This window comes from Streptomyces sp. NPDC059897, assembly GCF_042730865.1.
In the GTDB taxonomy this organism is placed as follows: Bacteria; Actinomycetota; Actinomycetes; order Streptomycetales; family Streptomycetaceae; genus Streptomyces.
In genome coordinates this window covers 20,952-47,537 of record NZ_JBHWKQ010000006.1, presented here as the reverse complement: position 1 = coordinate 47,537, position 26,586 = coordinate 20,952, and the positions used below count along the sequence as shown (strand labels likewise).

The following is a 26,586-nucleotide window of genomic DNA, read 5'->3' as shown; positions in this document are numbered from 1 at the left end:
CGCGGCGGGGTCACGCCGGGGCGAATGCCCGCCGCGCCTGCCCCAACAGTTCACGCAAGGCCGGGTTGTGCGCCCGCTTCCAGACCAGGGCGAGCAGCGCCGGTGTGTCGACGTCGTCGATGGCGAGGGCGGTGAGCCGGTCGCCGTAACCGGCGGCCATCGACTCGCTCAGGACGCCGACGCCGAGGCCGCGGTCGGCGAGTGCGGCGATGGAGTCCGCCGCGCTCGCCTCCAGCGCGATGGCGGGGTGCAGGCCCTGCGCGGCGCAGGCGTCGTCGAAGACGGTGCGCAGGCCGGTTCCGGGCGGCATGCAGACGAGCGGATGGGCCGTCAGATCCCGGAGCTCCACGCTCCGTTGTTCCGCCAGCGGGTGTCCGGCCGGGACGGCGACGACGAGCCGTTCGTCGATGATCGTGAGGGAGTCGAGACCGTCGGGGGTGGAGTGCGCGGCGCCGATGAGCGCCAGGTCGATGTCGCCCGCGCGCACCCCCTCGACGAGCCGGTCGGAGCCGTCCTCGAGGAGTGCGAGTTCGACGCCGGGGTGCGCCCCGTGGAACGCGGCGAGTGCGTCGAACAGTGGGGTGATGGTGCAGCCGATGACCATACCGACGGTGAGCCTGCCCCTGATCAGTTCGGACACCTCGGCCACCGCTTGGCCGATCGTCCCGGCCGCGGCGAGGGTGGCACGGGCGTGTTCGAGCGCGGCCTTGCCCGCGACGGTGAGCGTGACGGTGCGGGACGAGCGGTCGAACAGCTCCGCCCCGAGTTCCCGCTCCAGTTGCCGGATCTGCGCGCTGACGCCGGACTGGCTGATGTGCACGCGCTCGGCGGCGCGCGTGAAGTTCCGCTCTTCGGCGACGGCGACGAAGTATTCGAGCTGCCTAAGGTCCATGAGTACAGATTCTAGTTCCCAGCAGAACCAGCTGTTGGACTTCTGGCCGGGGTGCGGCGACGCTGGAACCACACCACGGAGGAGGAACCCATGCCGGAGTCCGCGTACGAGAAGGCCATGCGCCCCGAGGACATCACCCGCCTGTTCGTCGAGCGCTCCAACGCGGGCGACGCGGCCGGTGTCGCCGCGCTCTACGAGGAGGACGCGGTCCTGGCCTACCCGCCGGGGCAGGAGACGGTCGGCCGGGAGGCGATCCGCGCCCTCTGGGAGAAGGTGCTCGCGAACCGCCCCCGCTTCGAACCGGAGCAGCCGCTGCCGACGCTGGTCAACGGCGACATCGCCCTGACGTCGACACCGCCGAGGGACGGCACCGGCGCCCGCGCCCAGGTCGTCCGCCGCCAGCCGGACGGCAGCTGGCTGCGCTTCCTGGACCAGCCGGAGTTCGCGCCGCCGGCGGGCTGATCGGACGGTCAGCCCAGCTTGGCCGTCTGCTTCTCGATGACGTCGGTCGGCTGCTCGTAGGCCTCGCCGCGCGTGACCGCCGCGATGTTGAACGAAGAGAACCCGGCGAGCGTGCCACCGACGCGGACGACGGCGACCTTGGTGTCGGCCGGTGTGCCGTCCTGCTTCGTCCCGACGGTCCAGGCGACGGCGTCGTCACCGGCCGCGAGCTTCTCGCTCTCCACCCGCGTGACCTGCTGCTTCTCGCCGTCCGAGGTCATGGAGAAGCCCGCCGCGCACTTCTTTCCGGCCGCCCGCAGCGCGTCGAGGGCGCGCTGCGCGCCGTCCCCCTCGTAGGACCAGAGGGAGGCCGTGGTCTTGGTGACGTCGAGCGAGTCGATCGTCGCCTCCTTGGCCTCCTTCTCGGTCATGTTCGCGAGCTCGTCCAGCGACGGCATGCCCTTCTTGGCCTTCGCGGACTCGTGCACGGCGAGTCGCTGCACGCTCGCCTCGGGTTCGGCAGCGGGCAGCGAGGAAAGTACCTGTCCCACGGGGGCGCACGCCGCCTTGCCGACGGAGACGCTGCCGGGCTCGAAGATCTCCTTCTTGCCCGGCTCGGTGATCTTCTGCCCGTTCACGTCCCCCTGGACGAGTACGCGCTGCTCCAACTGGGCAGCCGTGAGCGCCTTCACGGGGGCCGGCGAGGCGCTCCCCTTCGCATCCTCCTGCGCGCCGCCCTTCTGCCCGGCGCCGCAGGCGGTGACCACAAGGGTGCAGATGGCGGCGGCCGCGGCCAGGACAGCACGGCGGACGGCTACGGAACGCATGTGAACCTCTTTCGGTACCGAGCCCCCGGGCCGGACACGACGCGGGGTTCTCGCACACATGACCGCCAAGATCGTTTGAAGGTTGTAAGACGGGGCGGGGAACTTTCGCCTACACCGCCAGCAAGGGAGCCAACCGCGCCACCGGCGGCAGTTCCCCGCGTTCGGCCGGGGATGCCTCGAAGGCCTGGATCACGAAAGCGGCGAAGCGGCGGGAGGCCGCCACGCGGGCCGGGGTCGAACCGGCCTGGATGCCCCGGTTGGCCATGAGCATCAGGATCAGGTCGTCCAGCACGAAGTCGGGGCGCAGCCGGCCGGTGTCCTTGGCGCGGCGGGCGATCTCGGCGATGGCGTTCAGCGTGTACGCGCGGTTCTCGGCGAAGTCCACGGCCTTGGGGAAGGCCGACATGAAGGCCTCGGTGAAGCCGCGGTCGCGGGCGTGCATCTCGCAGGTCTCCTCGATCACGTGGCAGAAGCCGTGCCAGGGATCCGGGTCGGCGAGTCCTTCGTCGACGAGCCTGCGGCACACCCGCATCTCCTCCGCGAAGGCCTCCGTGACCAGGTCCTGCTTGGTCGGGAAGCGGCGGTAGAGGGTGGCGGGGCCGACCCCGGCGCGGCGGGCGATCTCGCGCATCGGCACGTTCAGGCCGTCGGCGGCGAACACGGCGCGGGCCGCGTCGAGGATGCGTTCGCGGTTGTCGAGGGCGTCGGATCGCAGCGTGTGAGGCAAACGTTCGGTCACCTCTCTCACTTTACTCAAACGGACGGGGGCGTCCGTTAACGTCCGAAAGCCCCACCCCGAGACCGACACACCGGGGCACCCGAGACACCTGAGGAGTCACCTTGAAGGCCATCGCGATCCGAGAATTCGGACGCCCCGAGGGCATGGCGGTCGTCGACCTCCCGACCCCGGTCCCCGCCGCCGGGCAAGTGCTGATCGCCACCGAGGCGATCGGTGTCGGCGGGGTCGACGCCCTGATCCGCAGCGGCGCCCTCGCCGCGTACGCACTGTTCGAGGAGGGCCATGTGCCGGGCAGCGAGGTGGCGGGCGCCGTGACCGCCGTCGGCGCCGGTGTGGACGCCTCGTGGGTGGGCCGGCGCGTATGGGCGTTCACCGGCATGGGCGGCGGCTACGTCGAGCAGGCGATCGCCCCCGTAGACGCCGTGCTCCCGCTGCCCGCGGAGCTGTCCGCCGCCGACGCCGTGACGCTCGGCACCTCCGGGGTGGTCGCCCACTTCGCCCTGCGCCACGCCCACTTCGCCCCCGGCGATTCCGTGCTGGTGCGCGGCGCGGCCGGCAGCCTCGGGATCCCGACGGTGCAGCTCGCGGCGCGCGGCGGGGCGAGCGCCGTGGCGGTCACGACGTCGTCGGCCGAGCGCGGCGAGCGCCTGCGCAAACTGGGCGCCACCCACGTACTGGACCGCACCGGCACCCCCACCGAGGGCGACACCCCCGAAGGCTACGACGTCGTCATCGACATCATCGCCGGCCCCGACATGCCCGCGTTCCTCGATCTCCTCAACCCCAACGGCCGCCTGGTGGCGATCGGCATGGTCGCGGGGCCGCCGCCCGCCGACCTCGCCGCGCACATGACGGCGGCGTTCCGGAAGTCGATGTCGTTCGCCACCTTCAGCGCCGACACCGTTCCCGAGGCCGCCCAACGCGCCGTACGCACCGAGCTGTTCGCGGGAGAGCTCGCCCTGGATCCGGTGGTGCATGCCGTGCTCCCCCTGGACGAGGCCGTGCGGGCGCACCAGTTGATGGCGTCCGGTGAGGCGTTCGGCCGGATCGTGCTCGTGCCGTAGGGGCCGCGCGGCCGGCTCAGCGTGCCAGCGCTCTGCCGATCTCCCCCGCCGCGTCCGTGACCTGGGCCGCGAGGTCCGCCCGTGCGCGGCCCGCCTCGGTCAGGCGGTGGGTGGGGCCCGCGATGCTGATGGCGCCGACCGTCCGGCCCGAGGCGTCGCGGAGCGGGGCGCCGATCGCGGCCCTGCCGTCCACGTGCTCGTCGACGGCGGCGGCCCAGCCCCGGCGGCGTATCTCGTACAACTCGGCGGCCAGCGCGGCACGTTCGGTGAGGCTGCGGTCGGTGAAGGCCGGGAGTTTCTCGGGGACGTCCAGGTCGTGGTCGAAGGCCAGCAGGGTCTTGCCGACGGCCGAGGCGTGCAGCGGCAAGTGGGTTCCCATGCGCAGGACTTGGGCGCTGTCGTCGGGGCGGAAGACATGGTGGACGACGAGGGCCCCGCCTTCGTGCGGGGTGGCGATCCAGACCGCCTCTCCGCTGCGCGCGGCGAGGGTGTCGGCGCTGTGCAGGGAGCGGGCGCGCAGTTCGTTCGTGTCGAGGTCGCCGTTGCTCAGGTGGAGCAGTGAGGCGCCGATCCGGTACTTGCCGGTGGCCGGGTCCCGTTCCACCAGGCCCGCCGCGGCCAGCGTGCCGAGGATGCCGTGCAGGGACTCCTTGGGCAGCCCCATCGCGCGGGCCAGTTCCGGCACCCCGAACGGCCGGGGCCCGGACGCGAGCAGCCGAAGGACGAGCGCCGCCCGCTCCACCGACTGGATCCGCTCTGCCACGCGGGCACGGTAGCCCACCGTTGGTCGTCGGCGGCCCCCGGCCCTACCTTCGTAGACGTCAAGACATCACCGGACCGACGTTTCCCGCGGAAATGAGCATCCCCATGTCGAAGATCCTTTTCGTGATGACCGGCGCCGACCACTGGACCCTGGCCGACGGCACCCTCCACCCCACGGGCTTCTGGGCCGAGGAGGCCATCGCCCCGTACGACGCCTTCAAGGCGTCGGGGCACGAGATCGTCGTGGCGACGCCGGGTGGCGTCGTCCCCACCGTCGACGCGGGCAGCCTCGCGCCCGAGTTCAACGACGGGCAGGAGAACGCCGCCCGGATGGCCGCCGCCGTGTCCTCGAACACCGAGCTGCGCTCCCCCGTGAAGCTGGAGGAGGTGGACCTGGACGACTACGCGGCCGTCTTCTACCCCGGTGGCCACGGCCCCATGGAGGACCTGTCCTCCGATGCCGCGTCCGGCGCCCTGCTCGCCAGCGCCCTGGAGTCCGGCAAGCCGCTCGGCGTGGTCTGTCACGCGCCCGCAGCGATGCTGGCCGCGACGAAGGCCGACGGCGGCAACGCGTTCGCGGGGTACGACGTCGCCGCGTTCACCAACGTCGAGGAGGCCCAGGCCGGCTTCGCCGACAAGGCGCGCTGGCTGCTCCAGGACCGGCTCACGGAGGCCGGGGTGAATGTCCAGGTCGGAGAGCCGTGGGCGCCGCACGTGGTCGTCGACCGCAATCTGGTCACCGGGCAGAACCCGGCCTCCGCCGCCCCGCTCGCGGCCGAGCTGCTGAAAAAGCTGCCCTGACCACCGAATTTCTCCACGGATGACACAGTGGACGCAAGCGTTCCGTTCGTCTCGTGGAGGTTCCCCCCGCATGCGTCTGCTGCTCATACGCCACGGCCAGACCCCGTCCAACCTGAAGCGTCTGCTGGACTCCGCGGCGCCGGGCCCCGGCCTGACCCCGCTGGGCCTCGAGCAGGCGGCGGCGCTGCCGCGGACGCTGGCCGACGAGCGGATCGACGCCCTGTACGCCTCCACCCTCATCCGTACGCAGCTCACCGCCGCGCCCCTGTCCCGGTCGACGGGCCTCGACGTCGTGATCCGGGACGGGATCCGGGAGATCGCGGCCGGGGACCTGGAGATGCGCGGCGACGACGAGTCCGCCCAGAAGTACCTCAACACCGCGTTCTCCTGGTCCTCCGGTGACACCTCGATCCGGATGCCCGGCGGCGAGACGGGCGAGGAGACACTCGGCCGCTTCGACGCGGTGGTCTCCGAAGCGGCCGGGACGGGCGCGGACACCGTGGCGATGGTCAGCCACGGCGCCGTGATCCGCACGTGGACGGCCGCGCGGGCGGGCAACGTCGACGTCGCCTTCGTCGCCGCCCGCCCGCTGCCCAACACGGGCATCGTCACCCTCACCGGCTCGCCGGAGCAGGGCTGGGAGCTCGACCTGTGGGAGGGCCGGCCGCTCGGTCAGTGAGCCGCCCGTCCGGGCCCGGCCCCCTCAGGACCCGAGGACGGCCGGGTCAGGACCCACGCGCTCGCCGGTCTCCAGGCCGGCGAGCGCCGCCATGTCGTCCGCCGCCAGCTCGAAGTCGAAGACGGCGATGTTCTCGCGGATGCGGGACGGGGTCACCGACTTCGGGATGACGACGTTGCCGAGCTGCAGGTGCCAGCGCAGCACGATCTGCGCGGGGCTGCGGTCGTGCTTGCGGGCGAGCGCGAGGACGATCTCGTCGTCCAGGACGCCGTTGCCGCGGCCCAGCGGCGACCAGGCCTCCGTCGCGATGCCGTGCTTGGCGTCGTACGCGCGCAGCTCGCTCTGCTGCAGGCGCGGGTGCAGCTCGATCTGGTTGAGCGCCGGGACGACGGAGGTCTCGGCGGCGAGCCGGTCGAGGTGCTCGGGCAGGAAGTTGGAGACACCGATGGCGCGGGCCCGGCCGTCGGCGAGGATCTCCTCGAACGCCTGCCACGTCTCGACGTACTTGTCGCGCGAAGGCACCGGCCAGTGGATCAGGTACAGGTCGACGTAGTCCATGCCGAGCCGGTCGAGGGAGGCGTCGAAGGCGCGCAGCGCGGTGTCCCGGCCCTGCTCGGTGTTCCACAGCTTGGTGGTGACGAAGACGTCCTCGCGGGCCAGGCCGGAGTCGGCGATGGCGCGGCCGGTGCCCTTCTCGTTCTCGTACAGCGCCGCCGTGTCGATGCTGCGGTAGCCGGCCTCCAGGGCGCTCGTGACCGCGGCGTGCGCCTCGTCGTCGGGGACCTGGAAGACGCCGAAGCCGAGCTGCGGCATGGTGACGCCGTTGTTGAGGGTGACCTCGGGAGAGCTGCTCATGACTCGTGTGTCCTTACGTGGTGACTCAAGTCCGGTGTGTCGCACGACGTGCGTACGTCCCTGGAGGCTCCTCGGAGGCGCACGCCCGTCCCTTGCAACGTACGTCTCCTCGGCGCGGGCGGTTCACGAGGGGTCGGCCGGTTCCGGTCGCGCGTCGCCGCCTTCGGTGCTCAGCAGGACGACGACCGATGCGGGGCCGAGCCCCAGCGCCGTGCGCCGTTCGTCAGCGCCCGGTCCCGTGAGGGCCGCGCGCAGTCCGGCGAGGGGCGCGGCGCCGCAGGGGCCCGCGCGGACCCCGAGCTCCGCGAGGCGGGTGGCCGCGCGGGCGCTGTCGGTGTCCCGGACGGCGACCGCCGCGTCGAGGCCCGCGTCCAGGTGGGGCCAGGCGAGCGTGGAGGGTGTGCCGCAGTTGAGCCCGGCCATGTCGGTGTCGCCGGTGCGGATGCTGGTGGCTTCGCCGCGGGTGAGGCTCTCCAGGACGCAGGCCGCGGCCTCCGGCTCCACGGAGAGCAGCGCGGGCGCGTGTCCCGAGGGCCGGCTGCGGTAGTGGGTCACGACGGCCTGGGCCAGCGATCCGACGCCCACGGGTACGACGACGAGGTCCGGTTCCCGCGCACCCAGTTGCTCGTCCACCTCGGCGCAGAGCGTGGAGTACCCCTCGACGATCCACCCCGGAATCCGTTCGTAGCCGGGCCACGCGGTGTCCTGGACGAGGACCGCGCCGGGCTCCTCGGCCACCTCCGCAGCGCGGCGCACCGCCTCGTCGTACGTCCCGGGCACCTCGGTGACCTGCGCGCCCTCCGAGGCGATGGCCGCCACGGCGCCCGGGCGCACGCCCCGCGGTACGAGTACGTGGGCGCGGTGCCCGAGCAGTCTGGCCGTGCGGGCGACGGCCAGGCCGTGGTTGCCGTCGGTGGCGGTCACGAGGGTGACCGGGCCCCGCGCCCCGGCGAGTGCGCGGTGGACGGCCCAGGACGCGCCGAGGGCCTTGAAGGCGGGCAGCCCGAGACGGCTCGACTCGTCCTTGACGAGGACCCGTCCGAGCCTCAGCTCCTCGGCCAGTTCCGGGAGTTCGGTCAGCGGCGTCGGCGCGTAGTCGGGCAGCGCGGTGTGGAACGCGCGCACCTCGACCGGTGCGGGCGCACAGCGCCAGGCACGGGCGCCGGGCCGGGCGATCCACGGCAGCGGGACACGGGGAAGATCAGGATTCTCGCTCACACGATCAGCGTGCGGCCCTCTCCCGCGATCGGTCCAGCGCATGTCTTCGACCGGACCGCCCGACAGTCGAGTGGTTTCCGTTGACACGTTGCTGTTTTGTGCTCAAACATGGGGCGAATCAAGCATGCTCTTGCACGAACGTCACCGACATCGAGCAGGCCTGAGCGGCCGTCATTCGGGAGTTGACCTCGTGACCGGATCCACCCCGCAGCACCCGGACCGCCCCCGCCTGAGCCGCAGACGCCTGTTGTCGAGCACGGCGCTCGTCCTTGGTGTCACGGCCGCGCTGCCCGCGCCGGGCGCACCCACCTTCGCAGCATCCGGCGGCGGTGCGGGCTTCGACACCGGGCCCGCCGACGCGGCGCTTCGACGGCTGCTCCCCCGCCACCACGACCAGGTCACCTTCCGCCCGTCGAGCGGCTCGGGTACGGGCGACCGCTTCCGGGTCTCCGGCACGCGCGGGCGCATCGTCGTCGAGGGCACGACCCCGGCCACCCTCCTCGCCGGCCTGCACCGGTATCTGCGCGATGTCGCCCACGCCTCCGTCACCTGGAACGGCGAGCAGCTGAACCTCCCGGACCGGCTGCCCGCCCCTGCCGATGAGGTGACGGCGTCCGCGAACGTCTCCCACCGGTTCGCCCTCAACGACACCAACGACGGCTACACCGGCCCCTACCGGGACTGGGACGCCTGGCAGCGGGAGCTGGACGTGCTCGCGCTGCACGGCTTCAACGAAGTCCTCGTGACGACCGGCGTGGAAGCCGCCTACTTCGACACGTTCCGCCGGTTCGGCTACTCCGAGGCCGAGCTGCTGGCGTGGATCCCCGCCCCGGCACACCAGCCGTGGTGGCTGCTGCAGAACATGTCGGGCTTCGGCGGCCCGGTCAGCCGCCGCCTCCTTGAGCGGCGCGCCGACCTGGGACGCAAAATCGCCGACCGGGTACGGGAGTTGGGCATGACGCCGGTGCTTCCGGGCTGGTTCGGCACCGTGCCCGACGGCTTCCCGGAGCGGGCCGACGGGGCGAAGGTCGTCCCGCAGGGCACCTGGAGCGGGTTCCGGCGCCCCGACTGGCTCGACCCGCGCACCGAGGCCTTCGCGGATGTGGGCGCCGAGTTCTACTCCCGGCTCGACGCACGGCTCGGCGGCACCTCCATGTACAAGATGGACCTGCTGCACGAGGGCGGCCGGCCGGGCGACGTGCCGGTCGGCGAGGCCGCGCGCGCCGTCGAGACCGCCCTGCGCACGGCCCACCCGGGGGCCGTGTGGGCGATCCTCGGCTGGCAGACCAACCCGCGCCGCGAGATCCTCGACGCCGTCGACCGCGACCGGATGCTGATCGTCGACGGCCTGTCCGACCGGTACGCCACGGTGACCGACCGGGAGAGCGACTGGGGCGACACCCCGTACGCGTACGGCAGCATCTGGAACTTCGGCGGGCACACCGCGCTCGGCGCCAACACCCCGGACTGGGTCGAGAGTTACCCGCGCTGGCGGGACAAGGACGGCAGCAGGCTGTCCGGGATCGCCGCGATGCCGGAGGGGGCCGACAACAACCCCGCGGCGCTCGCGCTCCTCGGAGATCTCGCGTGGACGGCGGGCAGCGTCGACCTGGACGACTGGTTCGAGCGGTGGGCGGCGGCCCGCTACGGCGGCGCCGACCGGCACGCGACCGCCGCCTGGCGGGTGCTGCGCGGGACGGCGTACGGGATGCGCCGCACCGACTCCTGGAGCGAGCCGCCCGACGGGCTCTTCGGGGCCAGGCCCGGGCTGAACGTGAAGTCGGCAGCCGCGTGGAGCCCACAGTCCGAGCGCTACGACACCGCGGCGTTCGACCGCGCCCTGACCGAACTCCTCACCGTCGACGCGGAGTTGCGCAACAGCTCCGCCTACCGGCACGACCTGCTCGACGTCGCCCGGCAGGTCCTCGCCAACCGCAGCCGGGTGCTGCTGCCGCAGATCAGGGCGGCGTACGAGGTCCGGGACGCGACGCTGTTCGGGCAGCTCACGCGGACGTGGCTCGACTGGATGAGGCTCCTCGACGACGCGCTGGCCACCTCGGAGCAGCATCTGCTGGGCCGGTGGCTCGCCGAGGCCCGCGCCTGGGGAGCCGATCGCGCGGAGCAGGACCGCCTCGAGTTCGACGCCCGGTCGATCCTGACGACCTGGGGCGACCGGGAGGGCAGTGACGCGGGGCTGCGCGACTACGCGAACCGGGAGTGGTCGGGGCTGGTCTCCGGCCTCTATCTCCCGCGCTGGCAAAGGTACTTCGCCGAACTGTCGGAGGCACTCGCGGAGAAGCGGGAGCCCGCCGGGATCGACTGGTTCGCGATGGACGACAAGTGGGCGCACGGGCACGAGACGTATCCGCAGCGCCCCTCGGGGTCGATCGAGCGGCTCGCGCGCCGGATCCACGACACTCTCGCGGGCGCCGCGCACCAGGCCACACTGACCACCTCCGTCAGGCACGCCGCCGTCTCCGCCGACGAGCCGGTCACCGTCGAGGCCACGTTCACCAACCGCAACGGCCTCGCTCCCGCACGCGATGTCACCCTCTCCCTCGACCTGCCCGAGGGACTGACCGCCCACGCGGAAGGGCCGGCCACGGCGGCGGAGGTGACTCCCGGCGGGAAGTTCACCGCGCGCTTCACGGTGTCGCTGAGGGGCGCGGTGGACAAGCTCGTGCTCCAGGTGCGCGCCGACGCCGCGTACCGCATGGGAACGGCGCGCGGCGCGGCGGTCGACGCGGTCCGGCTGCTCGCCGGTACCGGGGTCGAGGACCCGTACCGGACGGTGTCGTTCAACGACGCGGTGTTCGGCCGGTCCGGCGAGGCGTTCGCCATCGAGGGCGGCGGCGCCGACCTGTGGGGCGGGACGGACCAGTTCGGCGCGATCTACCGCCCGGGCGCCCTGACGGACGGGGCCTCCGCCGCCGTCCGGGTCACGTCCCAGGACCGTACGGGCGGCTGGGCGCGCGCGGGCCTGATGGTGCGCAACGACCTGGCGGCGAAGGGCAGTTCGGGATATGTGAACCTCGCGGTCACCCCGTCCAACGGTTGCGCGCTGTCCTGGGACACCGACGGCAACGGCCGCCTCGACTCCGTCACGACGGCGGGCGGCTCGACCAGCGCGCCCGTACACCTGCGCCTGACCCGCCAAGGCGCCACGTACAGGGGCGAGTTCAGTACGGACGGCACGACGTGGACGACGGTCGGCACGGCGTCCCCTGCGGGGGTCGCGGCGGGCGGGCAGGACGTGGGTGTGTTCATGAGCGCGGTGAACGGCGGGAGCGGAGAGCGGGGGATCGCGGAGTTCGACGGGCTGCGGGTGCGGGCCTGACAGACCCGACGGGCCGGGCAGAGCTGAGACGACGGACGCCCGGACCGCTGACCGCTCTCGTCACCTGGGCCCCCTCCCCCGATCTCTGTAGCCTGAGCCTCGATTCGCCGTCGGGAGGGGGAAGTTGACCGTGGGGAACATGCTGTCGGTGGGCCTCGGGGCCGGGATCGGGCTTCTGGGGGTCGTGTTCGGGTCGTGGTTCACCGCGCGGAGGCAGGACCGGATGTGGCTGCGCGAGCAGAAACTCAAGGCCGGGGCCAGTTTCAACACGGCCGTGGTGCAGCTGATCGACCACCTCAAGGATTCCCGCCTGGGCGATGACGGCCCCGGCGCCAACGAGTTGACGGACCGGCTGCAGGAAGCCCGTTCTGCGCTCTACCTGCTGTGCGCCGACGACACGGTCCGCCTCGCCGACACCCTCGTCCGCCGGGTCTGGGGCATCCGCCCCACCGCCGGCTCGGACGCCCGCCGGGCCGAGTACCACGAGACGGTGGCCCACCTGCGCCGCTTCACGCAGCGGCTCCGGCAGGAGATCGCCGGGCCGTGAGGGCGGGGCCGAGCCATCGTGAGGGCCGGGCTCGTGAGGGCGGAGCCGACTAGCGGAGCCCCTTCGCCGCCGCCCGCAGTTCCTCGAACGCGGCCAGGACCAGGGGGGCCAGTTCACCGGGGGCCTCGTCGCGGGCGGGTGCGGCCCATTCGGTGAAGCCGAGCTTGAAGGCCAGGACGCCGAGTTCCGCGGCCACCTGGGCCGTGGGTTCCGGGACGGCGCGCAGGCGCAGCGCTTCGACCATGGCCGCGGCCATGCCGACGCTCTTCAGTGCGTTGCGCTCCTGAAGTTCCTCGTTCGCCTCGATCGCCGCGTGCAGCAGCGGGCTCAGCTCGCGGTTGAAGGAGGTCATCTCGCCCGAGGCACGTTCGAGGCCCGCCGCGACGGCCGCGACCGGGGTCGCGTCGGCGGGGGCTTCGGTGATGCCCTCGACCAGTAGGCGGCTGAGGGTCTTCTGGCCCGCGGTGAGGATCTCCCGCTTGTCGGCGAAGTACCGGTGGAACGTGCTGCGGGTCAGGCCCGCGCGCTCGGCGATCCGGGCCACCGTCGTGTCGTCGTAGCCCTGCTCGGCGAACAGGCTCAGCGCCGCCACGACCAGGCGCTGCCGGGCATCCGGCTTCCATCTCGGCATACGGTCATCCTAAGTGATGCGACACGTGTCGCATCACCCATTCCTCGTACCTTGGAGTCCGCCATGCGCGTCTTCATCACGGGCGGCACGGGCCTGATCGGCTCGGCCGTCGTCGCCGAACTGCTCGCCGCGGGTCACTCGGTCACCGCCCTCGCCCGCTCCGACGCCTCCGCCGAGAAGGCCAGGGCCGCCGGCGCGGACGTGGTCCGTGGCGGCCTTACCGATCTCGACGTGCTGCGCACCGGCGCGGAGCAGGCGGACGGCGTCGTCCACCTCGCCTTCAGCAACGACTTCAGTTCACCGGAGGCGCTCGCGCGGGCCGTCGCCGAGGAGGGCGCGGCGCTCGATGCGCTCGGTGCCGCGCTCGTCGGCACCGACCGGCCGCTCGTCACGGTGTCGGGTACGCCCCATGCGGCGGGGCGGGCGTCCACCGAGGAGGACCCGCTGCCCACCGGCGGGCCCGTCGGCGGGCGGAGTGTGTCGGTCGAGCGCGCCCTCGGTCTCGCCTCGCGCGGCGTGCGCAGCTCCGCGGTCCGGCTGCCGCGCACCGTGCACAACGAGGGCGACGGCGGCTTCGCCGGGCTGCTCACCCAGATCGCCCGGCAGACCGGCGTCGCCGGCTATCCGGGCGACGGCACGCAGCGCTGGCCCGCCGTCCACGCGCTCGACGCCGCCGTCCTGTTCCGGCTCGCCCTGGAGAAGGCCCCCGCCGGCAGTGCGTGGCACGCCGTCGCCGACGAGGGTGACGCGGTACGGGACATCACGGCGGTCATCGGGCGACGTCTGGGGGTGCCCTCGGAGTCCGTCCCGGAGGAGAGCTTCGGCCCGCTCGGGCCGATCTTCGCGACCGACCAGCCGTCGAGCAGCGCGCACACCCGCGCCGCTCTGGGCTGGCAGCCGACCCGGCCGGGCCTGCTCGAGGACCTGGAGAAGATCCAGCCCTGACGCGCCCGGCCGGCCGTGCGGTCAGGCCGTGGGGCCGTTGAACTCCGCGGCGACCGCGCGCAGCCCGCGCACCCCGTACTCGATGACCGGCTCCGCCTGCGGGCCGAAGCGCGGCGAGTGGTTGCCGGGGATGCCGGGGCGCGGCTGCGTCGGGTCCTCGCCCTCGTAGAGCTTGGGGTCGAGGCTGCCCCACATCCAGAACACCGACGGGCAGTCGAGGGTCGTGCCGAAGACGCCGAAGTCCTCGCTGCCGGAGAGCGGGCGCGCCATGTGCTGGACGCCCTCCTCGCCGTAGACGGACAGCAGGGCGGTGCGGACGCGCTCGGTGGCTTCGTCGTCGTTGACGGTGAGCGGGAATGCGTTGAGCGGCTCGAACTCCGGCTCGCGCGGGGCGCCCGCGGTCTCGGCCTCGCCGCGGACGATGCGTTCGATGGCGGCGAGGACCCGTTCGCGTACCTTCGGGTCGAAGGTACGGACGTTGACCTTGAGTTCGGCGCTGTCCGGGATGATGTTCTCCTTGTGCCCCGCCCGGAACGAGCCGACCGTGACCACGGCCGCGTCCTGGGCGGCGATCTCCCGGGAGACCACCGTCTGCAGTCGGGTCACGACGTGTGCGCCGAGGACGATGGGGTCGACCGTCAGCTCGGGCTGGGAACCGTGTCCGCCGGAGCCGAACAGGCGGATGCGGAAGCTGTCCGCGGCCGACATGGTCGTGCCGGGGCGCAGCGCCACCGTGCCGGTGGGCAGCGGGCTGACGTGCTGGCCGAGGCAGACGTCGGGGCGCGGGAAGCGGTCCGCGAAGCCGTCGTCGACCATGGCGCGGGCGCCCGCCGCGATCTCCTCGCCGGGCTGGAAGACGGCGAGCAGCGTGCCGCGCCAGGACGTGCGGTCGGCCGCGTACAGGGCGGTCGCGCCGAGCAGCGCGGTGACGTGGTGGTCGTGGCCGCAGCCGTGCATCACGGGGACTTCGTGGCCGTCGGGGCCCGTCGCGGTGTCGGTCGAGGCGTAGGGCAGGCCGGTGTCCTCGGCCAGCGGGAGCCCGTCGGTGTCGGCGCGGAGCAGGACGGTGGGGCCCTCGCCATTGGTGAGCACGCCGACGACGCCGGTGGTGCCGACATGTTCCGTGGCCTCCCAGCCCTGGGCGCGCAGCACGGTCACGATGATCCCGGCGGTGCGGGTCTCGTGCATCGACAGCTCGGGGTGGGCGTGCAGGTCACGGTAGAGCTCGCCCAGGGCGGGGAGCAGTTGGGGCAGCCCCTCGTCGGCGGGGGTGCCGGCGGGCAGCGTGAGCCGGGCGGGGTCGACCGGGCAGGCGGGGGGCGTGGCGATGGTCATGCGGCGAAGCTCCTTCGCTGAGTTGGGGAGGGCCGGTGGTCAGTCCCGGACGGCGGGACCGAGCCGGGAGCGCAGGGCCTCGGAGGTCTGCGGGGTGAGCAGGGCGAGGACGGCGGTGAGCGCCGCCCCGAGGGCGAGGACGGCGAAGGCGACGGTGAACGAGTAGGTGTCCGCGAGATATCCCATCAGCATCGGCACCAGGATGCCCGCGGACTGGCCGCCGAAGTTGATCATTCCGGAGGCGGCGCCGCTCAACCGGGTCGACAGCGTCCGCAGCGGCACCGCGAAGATCGGCGTGAAGCAGAACGTGCAGGCGGCGAAGGCGAGACACAGCAGCGTCTCGAACGCGACGAGGCTCTCGGCCTGCGTCATCGCGAGCACCGAGACGCCGGCGACGGTCATGGACGGGGCGACCAGCAGCGCGGGGCGGCCCTTGAGCTTGTCCGCGCACCAGCCGCTCAGGATCATGGCCAGGCCGCCGAACAGCGCGGGCAGCGCGGTGAGCAGGCCCGAGCTCTCCAGCGAGAGCCCGCGCTCGGTCTGCAGATACGAGGGCACCCAGGAATTGAGGCCCCAGGCGAGCATGCCGTAGCCGAACAGCATGCCCACGTACAGCCACATGGCGGGGGTGGCGAGCAGCGCACGCGTGCCCCCGCCGCCCTCGGCGGCCTCCGCCCGTGCGGCCGGTCGTGCCGGGGGCAGCAGCAGCTGTACGAGGATGTAGGTCGCGACGCCGAGTCCCGCGACGGCGTAGAACGACATGCGCCAGCCCCACAGGGCGATGACGGGGCCCGCGATCAGCGGTGCGACGACCGCGCCGAAGGCGTTGGACGAGGAGATCCAGCCGCTCGCCGTCATCCGCTCGCGCGGTCCGGTGCGTTCGGCGACGGCCTTCATCGCGGCGGCGGGGAAGATGCCCTGTCCGGCGCCGAACAGCACCCGGATCACGAGGAGCGCGGCGAACGACCAGGCGGTGCCGGTGAGCGCCGTGAACGCGGACCAGATGAGCATCGCCCAGAGCAGGATCCGCTTGGACCCGAACCGGTCGGCGAGCAGGCCGCCGGGGATCTGGCAGGCCGCGTACGCGAGGAAGAACGCGGACAGGACCATGCCCTGCTGGGTCCGGTCGATGCCGAACTCGGTGCCGATGTGCGGCAGGGCGAGGTTGATGACGAGCCGGTCGATGTAGTCGACGATCCAGGCCAGGAACAGCAGCCCTACGGTCGTCTTCGCGGCCCGGTCGAGCCGGACCCGGCCCTCGGCGGGCTCGGGTGGCGCGGCAGGCGCGCCGGTCGGTGTGTCGGTGGCGCTCACGGCGGCTCCACGGTGTGTGTCGCGACTGGGGAGTGGGCGCGCACGCCTGGGCCTTGGGACGGGTCCGCGTCCGGGCAGGCGCGCACATCCGTGCGGCGGGCGTCCGCCCCTGTGCCGGGGGCCGCCGCACGGGCGGGTGCGAGTGGCCCCACAATGGTCGCCATGCCGCCCGCCCCCGCACCGATGCCGGAATCCATCCCCCTTGGGGCGCAGGATTCCGGCAGCCCAACTGCCGACATGTGCGACACCCGTGCCGCAGCCGCGCACGACGTCCCCGAGGTCGGCATGCACGACCTCGACGAGACCGACATGGCGCTCGTCGACGCCCTGCAGACCAGCCCCCGCGCCCCCTGGTCGCGGATCGGCGCGGTCCTCGGCATCGACGCCACCACCGCCGCCCGCCGTTGGGACCGGCTGCGCGCCTCGGGCCTCGCCTGGAGCACCGCGTACGAGACGTGGGAGCGGCACGCGCGGGGGCAGCGCCTGTGCATGGCCTTCGCCGATGTGGCCGTGGCTCCCGGCAGCCTGGCCGCCGCCGCTGAGGCCGCGTGCGCGGACCCGCGCGTGGCCAGTGTCGAGCGCACCACCGGGGGCGGCACCACGGGCGGCGACGGCACCCTGTTCCTCACCCTGGCCTGCTCCGGTACGGCAGCCATGACCCGGTTCGCGGACGGCCCGCTCGCCGGGCTGCCGGGGGTCCGCGACGTGCAACTCTCCGTGGTGCTGCACAGTTACCGGGAAGGCGCGGACTGGAAGGTGCACGCGCTCGACCGGGGGCAGCGCTCCCGCCTGGCGTCCGCCGCGTCGGCGCAAGCGGCGGCCCCGCAGCACGGCGAAGCCGACCGTGCACTGCTCCGGGCCCTGTCCCACGATGCCCGCCGCCCCTACAGCGATCTCGCCCGGGACACCGGCACGAGCGAGGCGACGGTCCGCCGCCGCCTCGCCCGGATGCTCGCCTCCGGCCAGGTCAGGATCCGCTGCGACGTGTCCCACCTGGCGGCGGGCCGCCCGATCATCGGCACGTACCGCCTCGCCGTGCCCTCCGCCGAACTCGACGCGGCGGGGCACCTGGTGGCGGCGCTGCCCGGCGTTCGGCTGTGCATGGCGGTGACCGGGGAGGCGAATCTGCTGGTGTCGACGTGGGCGCGCTCGCTGAGTGACGCCGCCGGGTTCGAGGTCCGCCTCGGCTCCCGGCTCCCCGGCGCCCGCATCCTGCGCCGTGATGTCACCCTGCTGACCGCCAAGCGGATGGGTCGCCTTCTGGACGACGACGGGCGCGCCCGGGGACACGTCCCGATGGACCACCACGCCTGAGCCCGGCCCTCAGCCCTCAGCCCTCAGCCCTACGGCAGCAGCACCGCCTTGAGCGCCTTCCCCTCCCGCTGCTCCGCCACCGCCCGGTCGAACTCCCCGAGTCCGTACGTCGTCACCAGCTCGTCCAGCGGCAGCCGCCCCTTCTCGTAGCGCCCGATCAGCTCCGGCACGAGCTGCGCGGGTTCCGCGTCCCCTTCGACGCAGCCCCGGAGTTGGAGCCCGCGCAGCATCAGGTCCCGCACGTCGATCTCGGCTCTCGCGGGGCCGAGGCCGACCACGGCCAGCGTGCCGCGTGGCTGGAGCAGCGAGAGCGTGCGGGCCACCAGCTCCGGGCGGCCGGTGGTGTCGAGGGCGTGGGTCACCGAGGGGAGCGGGTCGTCCAGGGAGGCGACCGACAGCGCGCCGAAGCGGGCCGCCAGGTCGCGGCGCGCGACGACCGGTTCCGCCACCACGACCTCCACGTCCTCGGACAGCGCCGTCAGGACGGCAGCGCTGCCGACCGCGCCTGCCCCGACCACCAGGAGTCGGTCCCCAGGCCCCGGCCGCAGGACGTTGAGGACCGCGCCCGCCCCCGTCAGGAATCCGCAGCCCAGCGGCGCGGCGACCCACGGTGGCACGTCGCCGACCGGCACGCAGGACCGGGCGTCGACGAGCGCGGCCGTGGCGAAGGACGACTGGCCGAAGTAGGAGCCGAACACCGGGACACCGTCGACTCGGATGGTGGGTGTGCCGTCCGCCCGGCGCCCCGAGCTGTTGAGGGTGGTCGCGAGGTCGCAGTACGCCGGATGACCGGCCCGGCACTGGCCGCAGCGACCGCAGTGCGCGAACGACAGCACCACCCGGTCCCCCGCCTCCAGGCCCGCGACCTCGGACCCGAGGCGCTCCACGACTCCGCAGCCCTCGTGGCCGAGCACCGCCGGGCGGTCGCCGAGTGCCGTCCGGGTGGCGAGGTCGGTGTGGCAGACGCCGACCGCCTCGATCCGGACCAGCACCTCGTGCGGGCGCGGATCGTCGAGTTCGGCGTCGACGAGTGCGCTGGGCGCGGTGCCGCACGAGAGCAGTACCGAGGCCTTCATGTCAGCACCGCGGCCTTCATGTGCGGTCCGGGGTTTCGCGTTCCAGGCCGAAGTAGAAGTGCCGGCCGTCCACGAGCACGACGCCGGGCTTGCCGTTCATCACGCCCATCAGCGTGGTGTCGTCGACCCGCTTGAAGTGGTCGAACACGGGCATCCCGTCGTACACCATCGTGGCGGTCACCTCGCCGCGGAACTCGACGTTCCAGAGGCTGGCCTCGCCGCGGCCCGCCTTGGTGTCGGAGTAGAGGCCGCCGTCCTCGGCGCGGCAGATCAGCGGCTTCGCGTCGTCGAGGGCGTCGAACCGTTTGCCGTGCCAGCGGCTGGCCGCCAGTACCTTCTCGATGGGGTGTCCAGTCAGGAAGGCGAAGCCGCGCCAGGGGCCGAGGAGCGAGGACGCGTCGACCGTTTCCAGGTCCGCCCACAGGGCGTCGAGTTCGGCCGGGTCCACCGGGCCGGCCACCGCGCGCAGTGCCTTCCACCGTTCGCTCACGCCGTTCATCGGACCCCCAGCCTGCGCAGCAGGGCCAGTTGGCCGTTCGTCCGTCGGATGAAGGATGTCACCGAGCTCTCCTCTGGTTTCGTCGGGCCGAGAGGGAGCAGTCGCTGCGTGGCGAGCGTCTGGCTCTCGGTGTACTTGCGGATGCCCTCGGCGCCGTGGCGCCTGCCGAGTCCGCTGTCGCCCATGCCGCCCATGCCCGCCTCGATGCTGCCCGCGGCCGCGGCGGCGCCGTCGTTGATGTTGACCGAGCCGGACCGGATCCGGCGTGCGAGGCGGGCGGCCTCGCGGGTGTCCTTCGACCAGATCGACGCCGAGAGGCCGTAACTGCCCTGGTTGGCGAGGTCGACCGCCTCGTCGTCCGACCCAAACGGATACAGCGAGACGACCGGACCGAAGGTCTCGTCGCCGCACACGGCCATGTCCAGCGTGACACCTTCGAGGATGGTGGGTTCGTAGAAGAGCGGGCCGATGTCGGGGTGGGCCTTGCCGCCCGCGAGCACCGTCGCGCCCTTTGCCACCGCCTCGTCGACGTGGGACTCGACGGCCTCGAGCTGCGCCTTCGACGTGAGGGAGCCGAGGTCGGCCGCGTAGTCGTAGGTCCTGCCGAGGCGCAACGCCCTTGTGGCGCGCACGAGTTCGTCGCGGAAGGTGTCGTAGACCTTTTCGTGTACGTAGACGCGCTCGATGTGGATGCACATCTGCCCGGTGTTGGCGAAGGCCGCTGTCACCGTGCCCGCCGCGGCTGCCTTCACGTCGGCGTCGGCGCGCACGATCAGCGGGTTCTTGCCGCCGAGTTCGAGGGATGCGCCCACCAGGCGGCGGGCGGCGCGTTCCCCGACGGCGCGTCCGGTGGCGGTCGACCCGGTGAAGCACACGTAGTCGGCGGCCTCGACGAGGGCGGTGCCGACGACGGAGCCGCGGCCGGTCACGATCTGCCACAGGTCGGCGGGCAGTCCGGCCTCCGCCATCAGGGCCCGCGTCCACAGCAGGGTCAGCGGGGTCTGCGAATCCGCCTTGGAGACCACGGCGTTGCCGGCGAGGAGGGCCGGCAGTACGTCGCCGACGCCGAGGTAGAGGGGGTAGTTCCAGGGCGAGACGATGCCGACGACGCCCTTCGGCACCCGCACCTCCTGGACCCTCGTCGCGCCGGGGATCATTCCCCGTACGCGGCGCGGTGCCAGGTAGTGCCGGGCGCGCCGCGCGTAGTGCCGGGCGATCGTCGCGACCTGGGCCACCTCCATCCACGCGTGGTAGCGCGCCTTGCCCGTCTCCCACTGGATCAGGTCGAGCGCCTGGTCCTGCCGCTTCAACAGCAGGTCGTGGAAGGCGAGTACGACGTCGGCGCGGCGCCTGTCCGGTGTGCGCGCCCATGCGGCCTGCGCGGCGCGGGCGCCCGCCACCGCCTGCGCCACGTCCTGAGGGGTGCAGGTGGGGACGGCGGCGGTCGGCGACAGGTCGAACGGTGCCGCCGCGGTCAGCGGCTCGGGCTCCTCGGCTTCGCCGCGTTTCGCGTCGCGGCGCACCCCGTCGCACCATCGCGCGATCGACTCGTCGGTCACCCACGCGGGGCGGGCCTGGTCCGTGCTCATGCGGGCTCCTCGCTCGTACGGGACCGGTGCTCCGGTTCGCACCGGTCACTTCGATGCCCTGTCGGCACTCTTGCCGACTCTCTTGTCGATGCCTGCGCGCCTCGCTATGTTAATCAGAAATCACATCCTGGAACAAGATTTGAAGCGTGGCGGAGAGCCCAACACCCAGCACATCCGGGCTTGTTGAACCGCCTGGCCAACCAGGGAAGCGAGTAAGTCAATGACAAATCTGAGCCGCAGAAACATCCTGTCGCTCGGTGCCGCGCTGGGACTCGTGGGCGCGACGGGTACCGCCACCAACGCCTGGGCCTGGTCGCCGACGGGCTCGATCGCGGGCTCCGGAGCGGGCACCGACCCCGAGTACGTGTGGGACGACGCCATCGACCCGCTGATGGCCAAGATCATCACCAACGGTCAGGTTCCGGCCGTGAACAAGGCGATGGAACCGTGGGTGAACAATAGCGACCCGCTGCCCAGCGGCCTGCCGGCCGAACTCACCGCCTACCTCCAGGAGGTCAACAAGCTCCCCTCCTGGGCGGACCCGAAGAAGCTGGCCCGCGCCGCCGACTTCAACCGGCGCAAGGACACCTACCTGTTCCTGCTCTACGGGCTCGGCAGCGGGATCATGAGCACCGTCATCCCGCGCGAGGCGAAGAGCGTCTACTGGTCGGCGGGCGGCGCCGACATGCAGGACCGCGCGGCCAAGACGTTCACCTTCGGCTACGACCTGGCGGAGCTGAAGGGACTGGAGCCCGAGGGCCAGTTCATCGTCACCGCCAACAAGACGCGCCTGGTGCACGCCGCGGTGCGGCACATGCTGCCGCAGTCACCGCACTGGTCGGCGGTCTCGGACCAGAAGATCCCGATCAGCAACGCCGACATCCTGGTCACCTTCCACAGCCTCGGCACGTTCGTGCGCAGGAAGCTGCTGGAGTGGAAGGTCCCGTTCTCGGCCGAGGACCAGGAGGCCTTCCTGCACAGCTGGCAGGTCGCCCTGCACCTGCTCGGGGTGCGCACGGAGTACATCCCGAAGTCCTGGGAGGAGGCGGACAAGCAGTCGGCGCAGGTGCTCACGCCGATCCTCGCCCCCAGCACCGAGGGCATCGAACTGGCCGAGGATCTGCTGGGGTTGACCGCGCAGATCGACCTCGGTGTCACGCGCGGGTTCCTCAACGAGTTCGTGCGCTACGTCCTGAGCAACGAGGTCGGCGACTGGCTGGGGCTCAAGCGCGACTACGCCTCGGCGGCCCTGATCCGCACGGTGTGGCCGGCCTTCATCCTCTTCCGTGAGGGGCTGAACCCGGTCGCGCCCAGCGCGTTCTACATGTTCGACCAGTTCGTCCGCGCGCTGGCCATGGGCTTCCTGAACAAGGGGGCGTCGGGGCAGACCACACCCATCACCATTCCGACGCACAACCGGCAGGACTGACACCCCTCCCCCACGCGGGCGTTGGGGCTCACCGCTCAGAGCCCCAACGCCCGCACCACGAGTCCCGCCACCGTGGCCCGGTGCTCCGCGCTGTCCCGCCACCGCATGCTCCGCCCGGCCTCGACGACGACACCGAACCCGGCGTGCACCAGGACACGGGCCTGCCGCGGATCGAGCTCGGGCCGAGCGAGCCGCAACTGCTGTTCCCATACGGCGATGTGCTCGCGCTGCGCCAGCGTCAAGGGGCGCTGCGACTCGGCGGGCAGCCCCCCGAACTCGGCCTCCGCGACGCTCGTCAGCGCGGTGTGCTCGAAGCTGTACGCCACGTACGTCGCCGCCAGCGCCGCCACCGCCTCGTGCGGCCCTGCCGTCCCCTCCAGGTTCCGGTCCACCGCCTGGGCGAGCAACCCGGCCGCCTGCAGGCAGGCCGCCGCCAGGATGTCGACCTTGCCCGGGTAGTGGCGGTAGAGCGCGGACGGGGCCAGGCCCACCGCCTCGGCGATCTGGCCGTTCGTCACATTGGCGAATCCGTCGCGCGCGAACAGCGGGACGGCGGCCGCGAGGATCTCCGCGCGCCGCGAGCGCGCCACCGGGAGAGCCGGGAGTTCGACGGGCCGCCCGCCCCCCTTGACCGGCCGGGCGGCGTCCGCCGCGACCAGCCCCAGCGCGCACGTCAACAGGAGTTCCTCGGCCCGGCGTTGGGCGATGGACGTGCGGTGCATCGTGATCGATCCGATCGCGCCGAGGGCCGCCACGACCCGCAACTCGGCGCGCTCTCCGGGGTGTTCCCTGCGTACCGCCTCGGTCACACGGCCGACGACACGGGCGAACTTCCCCCGGAGCAGCCGGCGGTCCTCACGGTCGAGGTACCGGGCCTCCCAGCGGTACACACCGCCCTCCGCGCGGCGCTTCACGGTGATCCGGATCAGGGCCGTGAGCAGCTCGGCCGTGTCCGCCTCGGGCGGCAGCTCGTCGAGCGTGGCGACGAGGCCGTCCACCATGGCGTGGGCGCACTCGGAGAACAGCGCGTACTTGTTCGGGAAGTGCCGGTAGAGGGCCGCCGCGGTGATGCCCACGCCCGAGGCGATGTCCTCCATGGACGCCGCGTGATAGCCGCGCTCGCTGAAGAGTCGCCCGGCCGCCTCGACGATCAGCTGCCTGCGGTTGCGGGGACGTGTGGCCGGCATCGGTTCCGTGGTCATGACCGGGCTGACGGGTGCGGGGACGGAGACGGATGCGGGGCCATACGAGTCAGTCAATCACACGCCGGGACAGGCACCATGGCGTGCGCGAAGCTCCGTGCGGGCGGGCACTTGACTCACTTGCTCCGTGCGCGCGGGCACTTACCTCACTCGTCGACTCCTGGTCATGATTTTCGGTGGACTGCTGTTCCCGCGGGATGCGCCGCCTAGGGTCCTCCTGACGGATCGGACTGGGAGGCCCGGATGTCGATGCCCGGCCCCCGGTGGCGGCGCGGACAGCGGTGGCTGGTCACGGGGGTGCTCGTCGTGCTGCTGTGTCTGCTGGTGGTCAACGTCATCGCGCTGACACGCCACGCGCACGACCACTCCCAGGCACCCGCAGGGCCGCAGCGCACGGGCGACTCCCAAGCGGGCTTCACCACTGCGGAAAGCTTCCGCTCCCAGGCGGTCAACAGGTGGTCAAGATCTGCCCCGTGGGACGGATGCACGGTTCACTCGACTGCGCGGCACGGTCCAGCGCCCCCTGGACCGTGCCGGGCGGGCACCGCGCGGCCTACTGGTCGCTGATGTCGACCATCCAGTTGATGCCGAAGCTGTCGGTGCACATGCCGAACTCGTCGCCCCACATCTGCTTCTCCAGGGGCATGACGACCGTCCCGTTGGCGGCCAGCTTGTCCCAGTAGCCGTGCAGGGCCACTGAGTCGTCGCCGCTGACACTGACCGAGATGTTGGTGCCGACGGTGCGGTCCATGCCGGGCGGGGTGTCCGAGCCCATGATCGTGAACCCGGCCGGTGTCTCCAGGAGGGCGTGCATGATCTTGTCGGCGAAGCCGGCGGGCGCCCCGCCGCCACCGGCGGAGCCGAAGGTGTTCAGCGTGAGCTCGCCGCCGAACACCCCCTGGTAGAACTCCATGGCCTGGCGGGCGTCCCCGTCGAAGGCGATGTACGGGTTGAGGCGAGAAGCCACAGCGGATTCCTTTCACGGGGTGCTGCTCATGAGCACTGCGTGTGAGTGCCACGAAATGGGTGCTGCGTTCGGGCACTACGCATGGGCACTACGGACTTCCGCATTATTCGGCGTCGGCTCCGCCCGCGCACGGTGAAGCTCGGCCATCAGGTCCTGCAGCGAGTGCCCGTCCTCGTCGGCCCCGTGGGTCTCGGCGGTGCGGACGAACATGGCCTCCTCGTACGAGGCCAGCGCCGCCTCGACGTCGCCGGGGTGCGCGGCCAGGGACCGGGCCAGTTCGGCTCCGTCGACCATGGCCAGATTGGCGCCCTCGCCATTCGGGGGCGCGAGGTGGGCGGCATCGCCCAGCAGAGTGACGCCCGGGACCCGCTCCCAGCGGTGCCCGGTCGGCAGCGCGTACAGGTGGCGCAGGGTCGGCGCTTCGTCGGCCTCGGTGATCAGCGCGGTGAGCTCGGGCGCCCAGTCGGTGAACTCCGCCGCGATCCACTCGGGGGTCGCGGCATCGCTGAGGTCGATGGTGTCGAACCACTCCTGCGGCTCCTCGAGACCCACGTAGGCGTGCAGGGTGCCGCCCCGCTCCCGGTGCGCGAAGAGTTCCCGGCCCGGCTTCAGCGAGATCATCATTCCGCCGCCGACGGCCTTCGCCGTGGCCGGATACAGGGTGTCGGACTCGTACAGGTAGGTCTCGACGACGGACTTGCCGGTGTACGCGGGGGTGGCGGCGGAGAGCAGCGGCCGGACCCGTGACCAGGCGCCGTCCGCGCCGACCAGCAGGCCGGTGGTGACGGTGGAGCCGTCGGTGACGGTCACCTCGTGGCGGCCTCCGCCGAGGGAGCGGACGCCGCGGACCTTGTGCCCCCAGCGGACGGTGCCTGCCGGGAGGGAGTCGAGCAGGATCTGTCGCAGCTCGCCGCGGTAGACCTCGGGGCGGCCGCCCGTGCCGTCGTCGTCCTCCTCGTACAGGAGGGTGCCGTCCGGGTCGAGGACCCGCATGGCCTGGTGGCCCTCCAGGACGATGGCGCGGAACTCGTCCATCAGGTCTGCCGCCCGGACGGCGTGCTGACCGTTGTAGTCGTGGATGTCGAGCAGCCCGCCCTGCGCGCGTGCGGTCGGCGAGGACTCCGCCTCGTAGACGGTGGCGGGTATGCCGTGGAGGTGCAGGACGCGGGCGAGGGTGAGGCCGCCGAGACCGGCGCCGATGATCGTGACATGGGTGGAGCTGTCCGTGGTCATGGGTGGGTCCTTCCGGATCGTGCGTGGGCCGCGGGCCGCGATGCCCGCGGCCGGCGCCGTGGTCCCACGGCGCCGACAGGCACCAATGTCCCTGCGGCCCACGACAGATCACCTACAGACCACCGACCGCCGCCGACACCCGGCCGACAGCGGCCCCACGGGCGGGCCGCTGCGTCAGCGCAGCACCTCGAACGCCCAGTAGTCCGCGGGCCCTTCGGCCGTGTACGGCACGTCCCGGCGCCGCTCGACGACCTTGAGGGCGCCGTCGTCCGCCTGCCCCTGCACGTACGCGACGAAGTCCGAACCCGCGAGGTACTTCGAGAAGGTGCTCAGCAGGACGAGGCCGCCGGGCCTGGTGACACGCAGCAGTCCCTGTACCCCGGTCGGCGGCACATGTCCCAAGGTGAAGACCCCGCAGCAGACAGACATGTCGTAGCTGTCGTCCGCGAACTCCACCAGGCCCCGGTTCATGTCGACGCCCGCGGTGAGCGTGCGGTAGACGCCGGTCTTGCGGGCCTCGGTGACCATGCTCTCGCTGAGGTCGAAGCCGTCGATGACGGTGACACCTCGGCGCGCGAGCACGCCGCCGACCAGGCCCGTTCCGCAACCCGCGTCGAGGACGACGGACTCGGTGCCGATCGCGCCCGGATGGTCTTTGGCCATGGCCCGGAACAGTTCGCCTAGCTCGTGCGGGCCCCGGTAGTCGGTGGTGCGCAGGTCCTCGTCGTACGAGGCCGCCCAGTCTCCGTAGTACGAGTCGATGCGGTCGGGAACGCCGTCCAGACCGTGCGCCTGCTTGATCCGGTCCTGGCTCTGTGACACCCAAGTCTCCCTTGTCGTCGGACGGTTGACTCCCCCGGCGGGCCCGTTTCGGCCCGCCCAGGGGTGGC

At 72.4% G+C, this 26,586-nt stretch carries 25 protein-coding genes; 9 read left to right on the top strand and 16 right to left on the bottom strand.

The features are described from left to right. Positions 1-10 precede the first annotated feature (10 nt). Positions 11-892: a LysR family transcriptional regulator gene (locus ACFV9W_RS09150; RefSeq protein ID WP_385757149.1), complete on the bottom strand. Its 882-nt coding sequence runs from the start codon at positions 890-892 to the stop codon at positions 11-13. A 90-nt stretch (positions 893-982) separates the two neighbouring features. Here ACFV9W_RS09150 and ACFV9W_RS09145 point away from each other — a divergent pair, with 90 nt between their 5' ends. After that, complete coding sequence (locus ACFV9W_RS09145) at positions 983-1,354, top strand: YybH family protein (protein WP_385757147.1); 372 nt, start codon at positions 983-985, stop codon at positions 1,352-1,354. 8 nt (positions 1,355-1,362) lie between these two features. Here ACFV9W_RS09145 and ACFV9W_RS09140 read toward each other — a convergent pair whose 3' ends face one another. Both ACFV9W_RS09140 and ACFV9W_RS09135 read right to left on the bottom strand, forming a co-directional pair. Continuing rightward, positions 1,363-2,160, bottom strand: coding sequence for a hypothetical protein (locus ACFV9W_RS09140; RefSeq protein WP_385757145.1), 798 nt, complete (start codon positions 2,158-2,160; stop codon positions 1,363-1,365). Positions 2,161-2,269: 109 nt separating this feature from the next. Beyond that, complete coding sequence (locus tag ACFV9W_RS09135; RefSeq protein ID WP_385757144.1) at positions 2,270-2,899, bottom strand: TetR/AcrR family transcriptional regulator; 630 nt, start codon at positions 2,897-2,899, stop codon at positions 2,270-2,272. Between the two features lie 101 nt (positions 2,900-3,000). Here ACFV9W_RS09135 and ACFV9W_RS09130 point away from each other — a divergent pair, with 101 nt between their 5' ends. Further along, positions 3,001-3,963: a zinc-dependent alcohol dehydrogenase family protein gene (locus tag ACFV9W_RS09130; protein WP_385757142.1), complete on the top strand. Its 963-nt coding sequence runs from the start codon at positions 3,001-3,003 to the stop codon at positions 3,961-3,963. 16 nt (positions 3,964-3,979) lie between these two features. Here ACFV9W_RS09130 and ACFV9W_RS09125 read toward each other — a convergent pair whose 3' ends face one another. Next, positions 3,980-4,726: an IclR family transcriptional regulator gene (locus tag ACFV9W_RS09125; protein WP_385757141.1), complete on the bottom strand. Its 747-nt coding sequence runs from the start codon at positions 4,724-4,726 to the stop codon at positions 3,980-3,982. A 104-nt stretch (positions 4,727-4,830) separates the two neighbouring features. Here ACFV9W_RS09125 and ACFV9W_RS09120 point away from each other — a divergent pair, with 104 nt between their 5' ends. Both ACFV9W_RS09120 and ACFV9W_RS09115 read left to right on the top strand, forming a co-directional pair. Further along, complete coding sequence (locus tag ACFV9W_RS09120; RefSeq protein WP_385757139.1) at positions 4,831-5,526, top strand: type 1 glutamine amidotransferase domain-containing protein; 696 nt, start codon at positions 4,831-4,833, stop codon at positions 5,524-5,526. 70 nt (positions 5,527-5,596) lie between these two features. After that, positions 5,597-6,205, top strand: a complete 609-nt coding sequence (locus tag ACFV9W_RS09115) for a histidine phosphatase family protein (protein ID WP_385757137.1) — start codon at positions 5,597-5,599, stop codon at positions 6,203-6,205. 24 nt (positions 6,206-6,229) lie between these two features. On the opposite strand, the gene ACFV9W_RS09110 is transcribed toward ACFV9W_RS09115, so the two are convergent. Then, positions 6,230-7,060 carry an aldo/keto reductase gene (locus ACFV9W_RS09110; RefSeq protein WP_385757135.1) on the bottom strand — a complete coding sequence of 277 codons (831 nt, stop codon included), beginning with the start codon at positions 7,058-7,060 and terminating at the stop codon, positions 6,230-6,232. A gap of 123 nt (positions 7,061-7,183) precedes the next feature. After that, positions 7,184-8,278 (bottom strand): diaminopropionate ammonia-lyase, encoded by a 1,095-nt coding sequence (locus tag ACFV9W_RS09105; protein WP_385757133.1) that lies wholly within the window; start codon positions 8,276-8,278, stop codon positions 7,184-7,186. 190 nt (positions 8,279-8,468) lie between these two features. Here ACFV9W_RS09105 and ACFV9W_RS09100 point away from each other — a divergent pair, with 190 nt between their 5' ends. Next, entirely contained in the window at positions 8,469-11,615 is a 3,147-nt protein-coding gene (locus tag ACFV9W_RS09100; protein ID WP_385757131.1) for an alpha-N-acetylglucosaminidase TIM-barrel domain-containing protein, read from the top strand. A 130-nt stretch (positions 11,616-11,745) separates the two neighbouring features. Next, positions 11,746-12,162 (top strand): hypothetical protein, encoded by a 417-nt coding sequence (locus ACFV9W_RS09095; protein WP_385757513.1) that lies wholly within the window; start codon positions 11,746-11,748, stop codon positions 12,160-12,162. 49 nt (positions 12,163-12,211) lie between these two features. Here the strand turns inward: ACFV9W_RS09095 and ACFV9W_RS09090 are convergent, their stop codons facing one another. Continuing rightward, entirely contained in the window at positions 12,212-12,793 is a 582-nt protein-coding gene (locus ACFV9W_RS09090; RefSeq protein WP_385757129.1) for a TetR/AcrR family transcriptional regulator, read from the bottom strand. Positions 12,794-12,856: 63 nt separating this feature from the next. Between ACFV9W_RS09090 and ACFV9W_RS09085 the strand changes: the two genes are divergently transcribed. Beyond that, entirely contained in the window at positions 12,857-13,738 is an 882-nt protein-coding gene (locus tag ACFV9W_RS09085) for an SDR family oxidoreductase (RefSeq protein ID WP_385757127.1), read from the top strand. 21 nt (positions 13,739-13,759) lie between these two features. Here the strand turns inward: ACFV9W_RS09085 and ACFV9W_RS09080 are convergent, their stop codons facing one another. Together ACFV9W_RS09080 and ACFV9W_RS09075 are read right to left on the bottom strand one after the other, a co-directional pair. Further along, positions 13,760-15,073, bottom strand: a complete 1,314-nt coding sequence (locus ACFV9W_RS09080) for an amidohydrolase (protein ID WP_385757125.1) — start codon at positions 15,071-15,073, stop codon at positions 13,760-13,762. Positions 15,074-15,112: 39 nt separating this feature from the next. Further along, complete coding sequence (locus ACFV9W_RS09075; RefSeq protein ID WP_385757122.1) at positions 15,113-16,387, bottom strand: MFS transporter; 1,275 nt, start codon at positions 16,385-16,387, stop codon at positions 15,113-15,115. 237 nt (positions 16,388-16,624) lie between these two features. Here ACFV9W_RS09075 and ACFV9W_RS09070 point away from each other — a divergent pair, with 237 nt between their 5' ends. Continuing rightward, positions 16,625-17,701: an Lrp/AsnC family transcriptional regulator gene (locus ACFV9W_RS09070; RefSeq protein ID WP_385757120.1), complete on the top strand. Its 1,077-nt coding sequence runs from the start codon at positions 16,625-16,627 to the stop codon at positions 17,699-17,701. A 29-nt stretch (positions 17,702-17,730) separates the two neighbouring features. On the opposite strand, the gene ACFV9W_RS09065 is transcribed toward ACFV9W_RS09070, so the two are convergent. From ACFV9W_RS09065 to ACFV9W_RS09055, 3 genes are read right to left on the bottom strand one after another with little or no spacing between them, the layout of a single operon-like run. After that, on the bottom strand, positions 17,731-18,777 hold the full coding sequence (locus ACFV9W_RS09065; RefSeq protein ID WP_385757118.1) for an alcohol dehydrogenase catalytic domain-containing protein: 1,047 nt from the start codon (positions 18,775-18,777) through the stop codon (positions 17,731-17,733). 16 nt (positions 18,778-18,793) lie between these two features. Beyond that, positions 18,794-19,276 (bottom strand): DUF4334 domain-containing protein, encoded by a 483-nt coding sequence (locus tag ACFV9W_RS09060; protein ID WP_385757116.1) that lies wholly within the window; start codon positions 19,274-19,276, stop codon positions 18,794-18,796. Beyond that, positions 19,273-20,865, bottom strand: coding sequence for a succinic semialdehyde dehydrogenase (locus ACFV9W_RS09055; protein ID WP_385757114.1), 1,593 nt, complete (start codon positions 20,863-20,865; stop codon positions 19,273-19,275). The genes ACFV9W_RS09060 and ACFV9W_RS09055 overlap by 4 nt, the downstream gene beginning before the upstream one ends. Before the next feature lie 220 nt (positions 20,866-21,085). Here ACFV9W_RS09055 and ACFV9W_RS09050 point away from each other — a divergent pair, with 220 nt between their 5' ends. Next, positions 21,086-22,294 carry an oxygenase MpaB family protein gene (locus ACFV9W_RS09050; protein ID WP_385757112.1) on the top strand — a complete coding sequence of 403 codons (1,209 nt, stop codon included), beginning with the start codon at positions 21,086-21,088 and terminating at the stop codon, positions 22,292-22,294. Between the two features lie 35 nt (positions 22,295-22,329). Here the strand turns inward: ACFV9W_RS09050 and ACFV9W_RS09045 are convergent, their stop codons facing one another. The 4 genes from ACFV9W_RS09045 to ACFV9W_RS09030 all read right to left on the bottom strand — a co-directional run bounded on the left by ACFV9W_RS09045 (position 22,330) and on the right by ACFV9W_RS09030 (position 26,518). Continuing rightward, on the bottom strand, positions 22,330-23,496 hold the full coding sequence (locus ACFV9W_RS09045; RefSeq protein WP_385757110.1) for a TetR/AcrR family transcriptional regulator: 1,167 nt from the start codon (positions 23,494-23,496) through the stop codon (positions 22,330-22,332). Positions 23,497-24,049: 553 nt separating this feature from the next. Then, positions 24,050-24,463 (bottom strand): VOC family protein, encoded by a 414-nt coding sequence (locus ACFV9W_RS09040; protein WP_385757108.1) that lies wholly within the window; start codon positions 24,461-24,463, stop codon positions 24,050-24,052. A gap of 75 nt (positions 24,464-24,538) precedes the next feature. Continuing rightward, positions 24,539-25,696, bottom strand: a complete 1,158-nt coding sequence (locus tag ACFV9W_RS09035; protein WP_385757106.1) for an FAD-dependent oxidoreductase — start codon at positions 25,694-25,696, stop codon at positions 24,539-24,541. Between the two features lie 174 nt (positions 25,697-25,870). Beyond that, positions 25,871-26,518, bottom strand: coding sequence for a class I SAM-dependent DNA methyltransferase (locus tag ACFV9W_RS09030; RefSeq protein ID WP_385757104.1), 648 nt, complete (start codon positions 26,516-26,518; stop codon positions 25,871-25,873). Between the last annotated feature and the right edge of the window lie 68 nt (positions 26,519-26,586).

Coding starts and splice junctions, on each gene's coding strand:
- ACFV9W_RS09150 (WP_385757149.1), bottom strand. CDS start 892: ATGGACCTTAGGCAGCTCGAATACTTCGTCGCCGTCGCCGAAGAGCGG.
- ACFV9W_RS09145 (WP_385757147.1), top strand. CDS start 983: ATGCCGGAGTCCGCGTACGAGAAGGCCATGCGCCCCGAGGACATCACC.
- ACFV9W_RS09140 (WP_385757145.1), bottom strand. CDS start 2,160: ATGCGTTCCGTAGCCGTCCGCCGTGCTGTCCTGGCCGCGGCCGCCGCC.
- ACFV9W_RS09120 (WP_385757139.1), top strand. CDS start 4,831: ATGTCGAAGATCCTTTTCGTGATGACCGGCGCCGACCACTGGACCCTG.
- ACFV9W_RS09115 (WP_385757137.1), top strand. CDS start 5,597: ATGCGTCTGCTGCTCATACGCCACGGCCAGACCCCGTCCAACCTGAAG.
- ACFV9W_RS09110 (WP_385757135.1), bottom strand. CDS start 7,060: ATGAGCAGCTCTCCCGAGGTCACCCTCAACAACGGCGTCACCATGCCG.
- ACFV9W_RS09090 (WP_385757129.1), bottom strand. CDS start 12,793: ATGCCGAGATGGAAGCCGGATGCCCGGCAGCGCCTGGTCGTGGCGGCG.
- ACFV9W_RS09085 (WP_385757127.1), top strand. CDS start 12,857: ATGCGCGTCTTCATCACGGGCGGCACGGGCCTGATCGGCTCGGCCGTC.
- ACFV9W_RS09080 (WP_385757125.1), bottom strand. CDS start 15,073: ATGACCATCGCCACGCCCCCCGCCTGCCCGGTCGACCCCGCCCGGCTC.
- ACFV9W_RS09070 (WP_385757120.1), top strand. CDS start 16,625: ATGTGCGACACCCGTGCCGCAGCCGCGCACGACGTCCCCGAGGTCGGC.
- ACFV9W_RS09065 (WP_385757118.1), bottom strand. CDS start 18,777: ATGAAGGCCTCGGTACTGCTCTCGTGCGGCACCGCGCCCAGCGCACTC.
- ACFV9W_RS09060 (WP_385757116.1), bottom strand. CDS start 19,276: ATGAACGGCGTGAGCGAACGGTGGAAGGCACTGCGCGCGGTGGCCGGC.
- ACFV9W_RS09055 (WP_385757114.1), bottom strand. CDS start 20,865: ATGAGCACGGACCAGGCCCGCCCCGCGTGGGTGACCGACGAGTCGATC.
- ACFV9W_RS09050 (WP_385757112.1), top strand. CDS start 21,086: ATGACAAATCTGAGCCGCAGAAACATCCTGTCGCTCGGTGCCGCGCTG.
- ACFV9W_RS09045 (WP_385757110.1), bottom strand. CDS start 23,496: ATGACCACGGAACCGATGCCGGCCACACGTCCCCGCAACCGCAGGCAG.
- ACFV9W_RS09035 (WP_385757106.1), bottom strand. CDS start 25,696: ATGACCACGGACAGCTCCACCCATGTCACGATCATCGGCGCCGGTCTC.